The organism is Psychrobacter sp. DM8 (assembly GCF_051307025.1).
Classification (GTDB): domain Bacteria; phylum Pseudomonadota; class Gammaproteobacteria; order Pseudomonadales; family Moraxellaceae; genus Psychrobacter.
Genome location: NZ_CP195538.1, coordinates 2312726 through 2326192 on the forward strand (window position 1 = coordinate 2312726; position 13467 = coordinate 2326192).

Below are 13467 nucleotides of genomic sequence, written 5' to 3' on the forward strand. Positions count from 1 at the left end.
ATTGAGTGAGATCTTGTTGTCTCATTTTTAAAATTCTGCGAGCTTTGATAATAAAGAAAAGTAAAACCACCATAAGCAACGTTAGCGCGGCATAAAAAAGACTTTTTTCTCTGATAAAGTGGATCATATTGATACTTAGTACAAAGATAACCATAACAATTACAAATAGGTTTATCTTCAACTGTTTAGCAATCTGAGCACTATCAGCAGTAGCTAAGTCAAACTTTGTCCTATGTTTTTTCATGACGTCTTCTCTTACCCTTATTTCTCTTACTCTTGTTGCTCTAAGCGTTATCTACCTACTTGTGTGACTGGAATACGCAAGGCTTTTGGCAAGCTAAAAGTCACGTTTTCTTCGATACCTGCCAGCTCATTGGGTAGCTCCCCGCCCCAATCTTGCAATTGCTGCAATACTTCTTGAATGAGCACTTCAGGGGCAGAAGCGCCAGCAGTGACGCCTGCACTGGTGACGCCATCGAACCAGCGCTTATCCATCTCTTGCGCATTATCGATGAGATAAGCTTTGCAGTTCATGCGCTCAGCCAGCTCACGTAGGCGGTTGGAGTTGGAGGAATTGGGCGAGCCAACGACTAACACTACCTCACAGCGCGTTGCTAAATCTTTTACCGCGTCTTGACGGTTTTGAGTGGCATAGCAGATATCATCTTTACGCGGGCCTTGAATACTTGGGAATTTATGGCGCAGGGCATCGATAACGCGCGCGGTATCATCCATAGATAGCGTCGTTTGTGTCACAAAAGCGAGACGCTCAGCATCTTGTACCGTAAGTGCTTCGACGTCTTTTTCGTCTTCAACCAGATGAATCTCGCCGCCGTGTTTACGGTTAAAGCGCCCCATCGTACCCTCAACCTCAGGGTGACCAGCGTGACCGATTAAGATCGCGTCCATACCATCTTGAGCGAATTTTGCCACTTCGATATGCACTTTGGTAACCAGTGGACAAGTGGCGTCAAACACCGTTAAGTCGCGGCGCTCAGCTTCATCCTCGACCGCTTTTGAGACGCCATGCGCTGAAAAGATAACGATTGCCCCATCTGGTACTTCGTGCAGCTCTTCGACGAATACCGCACCGCGATTGGCAAGGTCTGAGACCACAAACTTGTTGTGCACGACTTCGTGACGCACATAAATAGGCGGCTCAAAACGCATCAAGGCTTCGTTAACGATCGCAATCGCGCGATCCACACCAGCACAGAACCCACGAGGATTGGCAAGATAAATTTGCATAAGGTGACCTATCATTAGATAATTTACAGTCAAAGCTTAAATAGATAGCTTAAAACAAATGCCCTACTTTAGCATATTTTGCTTTTGCTGCGTTTTAACTTTTATGACCTTTAAAGAGGCTGAATACTTTTAGGTAAATACACAGACTCATAAAATCATTTTTAGTCGTCAAAAGCGGTTTATAATAAAGCGCTATTATTAGGGCATGTTTGATAATTCAACTACATTTTTATGATTTTGGCTAAATACTCATTACAACATTGACTTGGACACATGGTATGACAGGTTCCTTATTTATTATTACAGCCGCCTCAGGTACGGGCAAGACATCCCTTGTCAAGCAGCTGCTGGCAACCACCAATGATTTAACGGTTAGCGTCTCACATACCACTCGTGCGCCGCGTCCGGGCGAGATTGACGGTCATCACTATCACTTTACGAGTGTTGATAGTTTTGTCAGCGCTATTAATGACAATCAGTTTTTGGAGCATGCTGAAGTATTTGGCAACTATTATGGTACCTCAGAGTCGAGCGTACGCGCGCAGCTCGAGGCAGGCGTCGATGTGATTTTGGAGATCGACTGGCAAGGCGCTTTGCAAGTTAAAAAGATATTTACCGAGGCGACGATGGTATTTATCTTGCCGCCTAGTATCGCCACTTTGCGTCAGCGCTTATCCACTCGCGGTCAAGATAGCTTGGAGGTGATAGAAAAACGGCTCGCTGGCGCCGTGACTGAAATGGTGCAATATGTGAATTTTGACTTTGTCATTATTAATGATAATTTTGAGGTGGCATTGACAGAACTCAAAGCCATTATCGTCGCTGATAGACAAACGCTAAAACGCCAACAACAGCGCTATCATAGAACGATCAGTACTTTGCTTGCCAATGGCACTGACGACTGATACTGATACTGATACTGATACTTACATTTATACTTGTACCGAACACTTAGCAACTAAACAGTATTGATAGAAAAACTCATGACGCCTGCGCACAAAAATGTTATGATAGTGGGTTATTAATTCTTATATATTTATTTTGTCGACCTTCTTTATCACAAGAGATGCGTTGAAAAGACAACTGAGGTAGCGAGCTATGGCACGAGTGACGATTGAAGATTGTTTGGATAATGTGGATAATCGCTTTGAGCTGGTTTTGGTTGCCAGTAAGCGCGCCCGTCAATTGGCTAAAGGCATCGCCGAGCCTTTGGTTGAGGTCGATAACGACAAGCCAACCGTTTTGGCATTACGTGAAATTGCCGCGGGCAAAATCACCCGCGATATTCTCAATCAGCCTGAGCACAACTTTGCGACCAGCTCTCTTGATTTAGCCTTATCAGGTGATCATGGTTTTTAAGCTTTATACCGCTTAGCACAAATCAAAGCCACCGTTTATACGGTGGCTTTTGTTATTTGCAGCATTCAAAATATATTTAGTCACGTAGCTAATTTGGTGTAGGAATAACAGCTGTTGATACCCATATAAATACTATTAATACCCATATAAGTACCATTAATACCCATATAAGCGCCATTAATAAGTGCTATTTACTCCGTAGCAAGACGAATAGTTCAGTTTTTATGAATCCTAATCGCTTAACAGTTGACATCAAGCGCATTTTACGATTAATTAGAGGGTGGTTGCCGCGTTTGGTCGTGGTTGTCACCCTCCATTTATCTTGACCATAGTGAAATCGATGAGTCGTCATTATTTATTAGGATAATCCTTCTATGAGTCAAACCTTACCTAAACTTAGTCATCACTTGGTTGACGATGCCCAATATAACTTGCTGCGCTCAGTGGGCTATTTAAGTAGCGACGAGCGCCGCGATATCGTTGATGCTTGCGCATTTGGTGATATCGCTCATATCAAAGACAAGCGCAAATCAGGCGAACCTTATATCACTCATCCTATTGCTGTCGCTGAAATACTAGCAGGCTTTCGCTTAGATCGAGATACAATCATTGCCGCCATCTTGCATGATACGGTCGAGGATACTGAGGTTAGCGGCGAGCAGATTGAGGCGCGTTACGGTAAAGCAGTCGCAAGACTGGTTGATGGCGTCACCAAGCTCAAATCCTCAAACCATAATAAACAGCAAAATAAAGCGGCGACTTTTCACAAAATTTTGACCGCGACCCTCGCTGATCCCCGCGTATTGATTATTAAACTGTCCGATCGCTTACATAATATGTCGACGCTTGATGCGGTCAGTCCCAAAAAACAGCGCGATACCGCACAAGAAACCCTTGATTTTTATGTGCCGTTTGCCCGTCTTATGGGGCTTAACGATATTGCCGATTATATTGAGGTACTTTGTTATCGCAACCTTGATTTTGAGATGTACAACAAGTTATCTGATAAGTTGTTGCAACATGGTCTGGGGCGTAATTTTCAAAGAGAAGCCATTCATCGTTATTTGAGCATAGTGCTCAACAATTTAGATCTAAATGGCCATGTTAAAGTGCTGGATAATCGTGTCGTTATCTATCGGCAGTTTTTTCGTAACCGCGGCGAGATCAATTCGCTACTACGCCACTATGCCTTTGAGATTGTGCTAGATACTATCGAAGCTTGCGACAAGCTTGCCTACTATCTAATCAAAAAATATCAGATCGAAGACGCTAATATTCAAGACAACATTCGCAGACCTTTGCCTGGTGGCAATCAGTCTTTGACCTTGATTTATGAGCGTGATAACGACATTATCAAAGCCACTATTTTGACTAAAAAGATGCAAAGTGCTGCCAGACTTGGCGTTATTGGTGCCGAGCATGCCTCAGACGTCAGCCAATCGGTCATTCAAGCGTCACTGCGTAACATGAAAGATTTGGTTGATGAAGATACTTTAGATGAAAACAGTACGGACTTTAGCGCTGCGGTATCAGCTATCAATGAGCTTATGGATTATCTGCACTCAAGCAAGATTCTTTGCTATAGCCCGCAGGGACGAACGTATGAGCTACCACAAGGGGCTACAGCGCTCGACTTTGCTTATGCAGTTGGGCCCTTTGTAGGTAACGTCGCTGTTGGCGCCAATATCGATGGCAAACATGCCAAGCTCGGTACTGTGGTCAAAAACGGTCAATCGGTTGAGATTGAAACAGAAAAGCTTTCAGAGCCAAAGGCTGAATGGCTCGGATTTGTGGTCACTAACAAGGCTCGAGAGGAGATTCTACGTTGGTTTAAGGATCTATCTGTCGATGATAAGCAACGTCACGGCAAACAAGCACTCGATCGCGCGCTTAAAACGTACCAAAAAAGTCTCGATGACATTCACGATTGCGAGTGGGACAATCTGCTTGAATGGCGCGGCCTAAGTAGTAAAGAGGCCCTGTATGAACAGATAAGCTCAGGGACGCTACTGCCGCAGCTGGTCGTCTCGCGCCTGTTCAACGATGAGGTCAGCTTACAAACACAACAAAATAATCGCGAGATGGCGCAGCCGCAGCAATTAGTTGCCAATGCCGCAGGCGTCGAGTTTGACTTTGCCAACTGCTGCCATCCTATCTATGGTGACCCTATCGTCGGTCATCTATCGCGTCATGGTTTGGTTGTACATCGGCACAAATGCTTTTCGTTAGATGACATCCGCAAGGATAACCCTTATCAGGTGATTCAATTGCAGTGGCGAGATGATACGGCAGTCAGACAAAACGAATCAAACGAGTACGATAGCAAGATACGCTTCCCCGCTTATCTAAAAGTCTCTATCGTTCTAACTGATGAGCAAATTAGTGAAGTGATTTATCATCTGCGCCAGTTGAATATCGGCGTGGAAACCATAGATGTGCGTAGCGTAGATACTATCGTGCATATTATTGTACGTAGCCGTAACCATCTAGCCAAAGGTATCCGCGAACTACGTTCAGTGTTGGGCTTTCCTAACATCATGCGCTTGTATCAGTTATAATAGGGCGTGTTAAAAAACCAACCAAAAGGAATAAAAATGAGTCGTCAAACTATTCAAACAGATAAGGCCCCAGCAGCCGTTGGTACTTACTCGCAAGCTATCAAAGCTGGTCATATGGTTTATGTTTCAGGGCAGCTGGGCTTAGATCCGCAAACGATGGAATTAAAAGAAGGTTTTGAGGCGCAGGCTAAGCAAGTTTTTGTAAACTTAAAAGCCATATGTGAAGCCGCTGGCGGCACTATTAATGATGTGATCAAATTCAACGTATCTTTGACTGATTTGAATGACTTTGCGGCTCTAAATGAAGTCTTTATCGCCAACTTATCAGAGCCTTATCCTGCACGTGCTGCGGTACAAGTCGCGGCGCTCCCTAAAGGCGGCGTGGTTGAGATCGAAGCAATTATGTATCTTGAGTAAAATAGTCAATAACCAATGATTGAATAAACAAGCCCAAATTATCCCATTTGGGCTTGTTTGCTTTAAACTTACTAACTCTACATTTACACTGCTAAAAGGTTGCGAGCGTCCTCTATGTTGGTACAAGTTGCCCTACCGGTTCCGCTATATCGCGTGTTTGATTACAGTGTACCAAGTGACACCCCGCAGCCTTTGATCGGTAGCCGTGTTGAGGTCTCCTTTGGTCGTCAAACCCTTATCGGTATTGTCGTCGCTTATACCTCACAAACTGCGAGTGACGTGCCTATTAGCAAGCTAAAACCTATCAATAAGTGTCTTGATAATGCGCCTATTTTGGGTACTACTATGCTCACATTGGCGCAGTGGCTTGCCCGCTATTACCATTATCCTTTAGGTGATGTGCTCTCTGTCATGCTACCGACCTTAGTGCGTCAGGGTAAACCTTTAGATTTGCTCATTACCCATTGGCGTATCTTGCCGCATGTCACGGATGATGACTTTAGAGCAAATGCGCTCAAGCAAAAACAGCAATTTAATATGCTCAAACTTCACGGCAGCCGCGGTGCAAGCGAAGACGTCTTATTGCTAGAAGGAATGCAGCGACCTTTTTTAAAAACGCTTGAGGATAAAGGTCTCATTGAGCGCTATATCGAACCCAAAGCGCTGCCCAAACCAGTCAGCTTAGCCAAGATGCCGCTTGATCTTAATGACGAGCAAAAGATTGCGGTTGAGGCGATTATCAGCGCGTATACGGCGCAGGAGTACACAGGATTTTTGCTTAACGGTATCACTGGTAGTGGCAAAACTGAGGTGTACTTGCAAGCTATGCAAGTCGTCCTTGAGGCTGGCATGCAAGTATTGATTTTGGTGCCGGAGATTGGACTTACGCCGCAGACGCGCGCACGCTTTGCCAGTCGTTTTGCTGCACAAATTGTCCTGCTACATTCTGGCATGACCAATACGTATCGCATGCAAGGCTGGCAAGATTGCCGTACGGGGCATGCGCAAATTATCATCGGAACGCGCTCAGCGGTGCTCTACCCTTTTGCCAATTTAGGTCTTATCATCGTAGATGAGGCACACGATAACTCCTATAAACAGCAAGATACTCTGCGTTATCATGCAAGCGATGTCGCCTTATACCGTGGTTATCAGCATAAGATTCCTGTGGTGCTTGGTACTGCCACCCCGACCCTTGAGCATTTAAAATTAGTCGACGATGGCAAATTGATAGAGTATCAACTCCGCACACGTCCAGGACTTGCCAAGCCCGCCACTATGCAGCTGATTGATGCGCGCTTGCAACCTACCCATCAGCAAGCGCAAGATGACGGCGAGCGTTTTGATACGGGGCTTACCGATGCACTTATCAGTGCGATCAAGCAAACACTTGAGGCGGGCGATCAGGTGCTCATATTTTTGAATCGCCGCGGTTATGCGCCTGTGCTCTTGTGTGAGGCTTGCGGCTGGCAAGCGGACTGTCCGCGCTGTGACGCACACTTAACCGTTCATTATAATAGACACAGCTCTTATCTAAAGTGTCATCACTGCGACTGGCAAGCGTATATTCCAACGACGTGCCCTGATTGCGCCAGCCTCAATCTAGACGCCAAAGGTATGGGCACTACCCGTCTAAGCGACAATCTCCATGCGATTTTTGCCAATCCACAAACCAGCAAAGATATCTACCCTATTATCCAAATTGATCGTGATACCACGCGTCGCAAGGACAGCTGGGAGAAGATATATCAGCGCATTAATGAAGGCAAGCCTGCCATTTTGGTCGGTACGCAAATGGTCGCCAAAGGGCATCATTTTCCCAACGTCACGTTAGTTTGCCTGCCTAATGCTGATCGCGGTTTTTTGTCGGCTGACTTTCGCTCACCTGAGCATACCGCGCAGCTGATGATTCAGGTTGCAGGTCGTGCAGGTCGCGGGGACAAACCTGGACGGGTGCTCATTCAAACCCTGCAGCCTGACAATGCGCTGCTGTTAAAATTGGTCAAAGACGGCTATTTATCTTTTGCGCGCACGCTATTACAAGAGCGCAAAATGATGGGCTTACCGCCCTTTAGCCATGCAGCGCTCGTCCGCTGTGAAGGCAAAACCTTGGCGGCGACCACGCAAGCCCTGAATGATGCCGTTGCTAACTTGCCAAAACCGCATCATTTAGCCGTGCTCGGTCCTATCGATGCGCCTATGAGCAAGAAAAACAGCCGCTATCACTCGCAATTGTTGTTACTTGCCAAAGATCGTCAGCAGTTGCACCGCGTACTACAAGCATGGTGGCAACTTGTACTCGCTATGCCAAGCGCTAAGTATCTCAAGCTAACTTTAGATATCGACCCTGTGGGCTGGTAGTTTTGAGGGTTTACCTTATTTATAAGCGGTATGAATATGTTAAATTTAGAATAGTGTTATCCTTATTAACATTAATATAATCAACTTTGAGTATGGTTATGAATCAAAACAATCCTAATACTGATACTAACGCTAATACTGAACACGCCAATCACAGTGCACATGATGAGCACGATGGACATAGCGATCATAATCATCAAAAAATCTATACCATCGATACCCAAGACAGTCACGATCATGACGAGCATCTAGAGCAGACTACGCCGCCGCGCGATACTAAAGGCTATCAACGTACTTTGCTCATTAGCTTCTTGATTATCACAGGCTACATGTTCATTGAAGCTATTGGCGGCTGGTTGACAGGCAGCTTAGCGCTTCTATCAGATGCAGGACATATGCTAAGTGATGCCATCGCTCTTGGTGCAACTTTGCTGGCTTTTAAGATTGGCGAGAAGACCGCGACTCACCAAAAAACCTTTGGCTATAAGCGTTTTGAGATCTTAGTCGCTATGGTCAATGGTGCTACTCTGGTCATTATTGCGGTGATGATTTTTTATGAAGCGGTTAAGCGCTTTAACACCCCAATTGAAATCGCCAGCCAAGGCATGCTGATTATTGCCACAATCGGGATGCTAATCAATATTTTGGTAGCGTGGTTGATGCATAGGGGTAGTAGCGGCTCAGACGATCACAACCACGGCGCAAGCGATAGTCAACCCTCTAACGCCAAAGAACCCGTCAATCTCAATATGCAGAGTGCGTATTTGCATGTCTTAAGCGATCTTTTGGGCTCAGTCGCTGCTATTATTGCTGCGCTACTGATGATAGTTTTTGGCTGGATATGGGCAGATGCGGTAGCCTCCGTCATCGTCGCAGTACTGATTTTAGTCAGTGGTTATCGCGTAGTGCGCGACTCTGTGCATATCTTGATGGAGGGTACACCTAGTAACATATCACTGGTCAATGTTGAGCAGCAGCTAGTGGCGCATCCGCAAGTACAAAAGGTACATGATCTGCATGTTTGGAGCATTACCAGTGGTCTTAATGCGCTATCTTGTCACGTGGTTGTCGACGGTGATATGAGCATCTCAGAGTCTAATCTACTTATTGTTGCGCTTGAGCAAAGGCTATTAGATTTAGGTATTCATCACGTGACCATTCAAGTGGAGAGCTCATCGCATCTGCAAACACAAACTCATACTGATGCCCTAGTATGCGATATCTCAGAGCGCCCTGTTGATGTCAGTCATGCCGGGCATAATCACTGATGCTATATTCTTTGATTAATTTGCATAAAATCTACGCAGCATTAGGCGTCTGTGCTAGCATTATTTATTAGATAAATATTTATCAGACCACTTTTAGAGCTTTATATCTTATTCCAAACGGACCATTAAGACCATGTCTAGACGCTCAGCGCCCTTTGTCGCTCCCGACTACATTGACGACCCTGTCTCAAAGGACGGCAAAAAACAGTCTAAGGCTCTGCTATCCACACTGCAAGAGGACATCTCAAGCTTTCGTAATGAGCAGTTTCCTCCTGATATCTTGCGTCAAGTGCGTGATATGCCGATATTTGAAGGCAATCTAGCAGAAGTGCAAGTTTATCAGCAGCGTTGGCAACCCCTTATCGAGCGTGCTATGGCGTTTTATCCCGCCGCTTACCTGCCACCCGATCACCTGCCATTGCCCGCAAGTCTTGAGATTCCACAATTTATCTATCATGTCCAGCGCTTGCATTTGACTAAAACGCGCGCCAAGGAATCCAAAAGCTTTGGCTCAGTAGGTGCATTAACTGACAAGTGCGGCGAGTACAGCGTTGATGAATTGACACGTATGAGCGCAATCTTAGACGGTGACGATGAGGCCCGGTTAGTAGCGCATCGTGAGTTCATTGATTTGCGGGCTTATGTGTTTTGCCGCGATCAAAAGGGAGAGATGATAGAGCCTGAGCGCATACGGTTTTATCGCACCGGTCTCATTGTTCACGCACTACCAGATTTTAAGATCGTTGATAGCAGACAGACCCCGCGCAAACGTCGCAACGATGCTTATAACGATCCTATTGCAGACAATGGTATTTGGAAAATTTACCGCAAAAAATAATAGGGCGTGTTTGATAATTCACAAATACGCACTGACAGAGACTATTTTTTAGTCGATTCAAAGATAAAAATAGTAAGTTTAGTCATTCTAAGCGTCTATTTTTGTCAAAGAAGCGGCAAAAAAGAGTCCTGTCCTTTCAGGCTGATGCTAAAATTGCTCCCCAGCTCTATATAAGCAGTGTGTTGCAAGTCTAGCTAAGGTCTAGACATTATCTTCGACTTGCGCCGTGTCTGGAACATAGCTTTGATAAACTGGCAGCGATCAGCAGTGCCATGGTTGAATGTTCAACACGCCCTAATCTACACTTATTAACATCATTACTTATATCCAAACAAAGGAACACCTATGTTCGCAGCCGCCGCGGGCTCACCGAATTTAATGTTACAAGCCACAATCTTTTTGGGTGCAGCCCTACTTTTTGTTCCCCTTGCCAAACGTCTTGGTATCGCTACCGTTTTAGGGTATCTGATTACTGGTTTGATCCTAGGGCCTAGTGTGCTGGACGTGGCAGGAGACGCTGAGAGTCTATTGCACTTCTCAGAGTTCGGTGTAGTCATGCTGCTGTTTATCATCGGTCTTGAGCTTCAGCCCTCGCGTTTGTGGGCACTGCGGCGCTCTATATTTGTATTAGGCGGTTTGCAAGTAGGTTTGACGGGCATAATACTGATGGCGATTATGTATCAGTTTTTCTCCTTAAAACTAGATACTGCCTTTATTGTCGGTTTTGGTTTAGCGCTCTCCTCTACCGCTTTTGTATTGCAGATACTCAACGAAAAAGAGCAGCTCTCAAGCACTCATGGGCGCGAAGCCTTTACTATTTTACTCTTTCAAGATATCGCCGTTATCCCGCTACTTGCGGTTATTCCCTTCTTATCAGGAGTGCGAGAGCAGAGCTATGATCTGATTTATTTTGGTAAAGTATTTGCCGTGTTCGCAGGTCTCATCCTTGCCAGCCGCTATGTTATTAGACCGTTTTTTAAGTTCGTCGCTTCAAGTGGTGCCTCAGAGCTTTTGACCGCTGTCGCCTTGTTTATTGTTATGGGCGTCTCTATTTTGATGGGTCAAATCGGTCTATCTATGGCATTAGGGGCGTTTTTGACAGGTGTCTTGCTCGCAGATTCTGAGTATCGTCACGAGCTTGAGGCCAGTATCGAGCCGTTCAAAGGCTTGCTGCTTGGCTTGTTCTTTATGTCAGTCGGTATGCTGACTGATGTAAAATTCATTATTGCCCATCCTATATTTATTATCAGCTGCGCAGTTGCACTGATGCTAATTAAGTTTACGGTCATCGCAGGTATCGCCAAAGCTTTTGGCAATCGCTGGCCGACTAGCATTCGTTTAGGGGTGACGCTCGCGCAGGGTGGTGAATTTGCCTTTGTCCTCTTTAACGTTGCCTCAACTCAAAATGTCCTAAGACCTGAGCTTGAAAACACTTTAAACCTTATAGTGACCATTTCTATGGCGCTCACGCCACTGGCGTTCTTACTGCTAGAAAAAGTCGGCGAGCCACTATTTGCTAAGAGTAAACCCAGCCGTGATTACGATACCATTCCAGATCACGAACATCCTGTCATTATCGCAGGCTTTGGGCGCGTCGGTCAGATCATAGGACGGGTATTGCGCATGCACAATATCGAATTTACCGCTATTGAACGCTCTGCCAATCGCGTAGATTTTGTCCGTAAATTTGGTAATCAAGTATACTATGGCGACCCCAAAAACCCTGAGATTTTGCGAGCAGCAGGCATCGATAAGGCGCGTATCTTTATCATCGCTGTTGATGACTTGGAGCGTTCTATCACCACGGCTGAGTATCTGCATCACAACTATCCTGATCTTGTGGTTCTCGCTCGCGCCCGCGATCGCCAGCACTATTATCGCCTACGTGAAGTGGGCGTCCGTCATATTTGGCGTGAGACGTATCTGTCCTCACTTGATATGTCACGCGAGTCGCTACAATTACTTGGCATTACCCCTGAAAAGGCCCGCGAGACTATCCAAACATTCCGTGACTATGACGATGATTTGATTGAGCGTCAGCAAGCTATTTATGACGATGAAGCCAGTATGATAGCCTCAGCGAAGTCCGCTATGGCCGAGCTTGAGAGCTTGTTTGATGAAGATATCGGTCGCTCGCGCAAGATGGATTTGGGTGAGTTTGAAGAAGCCCTTAGAAGCCAAGCGACGCCTGTTAATGAAGACGATAGCGACAATACAGGTAACAACAATGAAGGCAATATTGTCATTCATCCTAATAAATAGTATCGTTATTTATCTTACAATAACTCTCAGTATCGAGATTTTGAAAGCTAGTTTGGAGAACAATTTACAGGCGCTAAGTCCTCATTTAGTGACGTGGTGCACTGCCAATTATCGCTCCCACTCTCATGATAAAACACTAGGGTATGGTCATTTAAATAGCGCAGTGGGAACCGTACATTTTGGATAGTAGCAATAATCGCGCAGTCCGTATTCGCAGCTCCTCCAGCCTCGGTCGCGATCTGTAGTTGTACTTGCGGCTCATCGATAGCCAGCGGTAGCTTGGTTGGACATTGCCCAGTTTGCGCATACAAAAGCGCCACTTTGTTTTGCGTGGTTTTGGCAATATCATAAGTATTAAACAGTACTTCGTTCTCCTGAGGTTTTGCAATAATAGGCAAAAACTGTACTTTGATGACCGTAAGCGCAAACACAAACAGTCCAAAACCTAGCAGTAAACCAAACAAGCTGACCCCGCCCTCACGTTTTAAGTGCGCCTTTTGCGCGGCTCCATCACGAGGATAAGCATCTAGCACGTCTGCGATCTCACGCCTAGCCATACGGTAGTAATAAGCGTCCGTCCAGCGCGCCACCATAAAAGACCAAAACAGCCAAATAATGGCAGCAATACCTATACGAGTTACCATTTGATAAGCATCTGGCACAAAGGACATCGCCATAAACTCAAAAGTGACCAGTACAATCGCAATGTTTAGCTGAATAAAGGACCAGCCAGCTACGCTATAGACGATAGCGTCCATATAGCGCTTTCGATACAGCAGCCAAGGAAAAGTGATAAAAAACGCCGCCCAGTGCCATTTAGGCGAGAGATACCCTTGTTTATCAAACTGCTCAAAACGCTGTAGATAATATTTTTGTGTACGCTGACCGATAAACCACTGATCCAGCTGCCGACGGCGCGCTGGGGTTATCTTTTCTTGATAAAACGGTGGCGGTGAATCTGTTTCGATAAACAGCATAAGGATAGACTCTATTTAGGAGTTAAGAGCAGATGAGACCTATATAGTCGATCCACTATAAAATAGATACAGTGTTACTGAGATGAATTTTGCGCAGCGTTGAGAGATAGCAGCACACAAAAAAAACTTATATCAGCAGCACGCTGTAATAGCAGTAGTCTTTTTATTTGAGATAAACG

Annotated in this window: 10 protein-coding genes; 8 read left to right on the forward strand and 2 right to left on the reverse strand. The window is 45.4% G+C overall.

Annotated features, from left to right (window positions below; all coding sequences use genetic code 11):
• Window positions 1-291 precede the first annotated feature (291 nt).
• Window positions 292-1248 carry a 4-hydroxy-3-methylbut-2-enyl diphosphate reductase gene (gene ispH, locus ACR64J_RS09880; RefSeq protein ID WP_317199088.1) on the reverse strand — a complete coding sequence of 319 codons (957 nt, stop codon included), beginning with the start codon at window positions 1246-1248 and terminating at the stop codon, window positions 292-294.
• Between the two features lie 278 nt (window positions 1249-1526).
• On the opposite strand from ispH, the gene gmk reads away from it, so the two are divergent.
• The 8 genes from gmk to ACR64J_RS09920 all read left to right on the forward strand — a co-directional run bounded on the left by gmk (window position 1527) and on the right by ACR64J_RS09920 (window position 12311).
• Window positions 1527-2153 (forward strand): guanylate kinase, encoded by a 627-nt coding sequence (gene gmk / locus ACR64J_RS09885; protein ID WP_435949522.1) that lies wholly within the window; start codon window positions 1527-1529, stop codon window positions 2151-2153.
• 193 nt (window positions 2154-2346) lie between these two features.
• Window positions 2347-2607 (forward strand): DNA-directed RNA polymerase subunit omega, encoded by a 261-nt coding sequence (gene rpoZ / locus ACR64J_RS09890; RefSeq protein ID WP_435949524.1) that lies wholly within the window; start codon window positions 2347-2349, stop codon window positions 2605-2607.
• A 374-nt stretch (window positions 2608-2981) separates the two neighbouring features.
• A complete protein-coding gene (locus ACR64J_RS09895) occupies window positions 2982-5165 on the forward strand; it encodes a RelA/SpoT family protein (RefSeq protein ID WP_435949525.1) in 2184 nt (727 codons plus the stop codon).
• 36 nt (window positions 5166-5201) lie between these two features.
• Window positions 5202-5582, forward strand: coding sequence for a RidA family protein (locus ACR64J_RS09900; protein WP_435949526.1), 381 nt, complete (start codon window positions 5202-5204; stop codon window positions 5580-5582).
• Between the two features lie 114 nt (window positions 5583-5696).
• Window positions 5697-7943: a primosomal protein N' gene (locus tag ACR64J_RS09905; RefSeq protein WP_435949528.1), complete on the forward strand. Its 2247-nt coding sequence runs from the start codon at window positions 5697-5699 to the stop codon at window positions 7941-7943.
• Between the two features lie 98 nt (window positions 7944-8041).
• Window positions 8042-9211: a cation diffusion facilitator family transporter gene (locus ACR64J_RS09910; RefSeq protein WP_435949529.1), complete on the forward strand. Its 1170-nt coding sequence runs from the start codon at window positions 8042-8044 to the stop codon at window positions 9209-9211.
• Between the two features lie 133 nt (window positions 9212-9344).
• Complete coding sequence (locus ACR64J_RS09915; protein WP_435949531.1) at window positions 9345-10049, forward strand: hypothetical protein; 705 nt, start codon at window positions 9345-9347, stop codon at window positions 10047-10049.
• Between the two features lie 345 nt (window positions 10050-10394).
• The gene (locus tag ACR64J_RS09920) at window positions 10395-12311 is read left to right on the forward strand and encodes a monovalent cation:proton antiporter-2 (CPA2) family protein (RefSeq protein ID WP_435949533.1); all 1917 of its coding nucleotides are present in this window, start codon (window positions 10395-10397) and stop codon (window positions 12309-12311) included.
• Between the two features lie 47 nt (window positions 12312-12358).
• Here the strand turns inward: ACR64J_RS09920 and ACR64J_RS09925 are convergent, their stop codons facing one another.
• The gene (locus ACR64J_RS09925; protein ID WP_435949534.1) at window positions 12359-13288 is read right to left on the reverse strand and encodes a pilin; all 930 of its coding nucleotides are present in this window, start codon (window positions 13286-13288) and stop codon (window positions 12359-12361) included.
• Window positions 13289-13467: the final 179 nt, after the last annotated feature.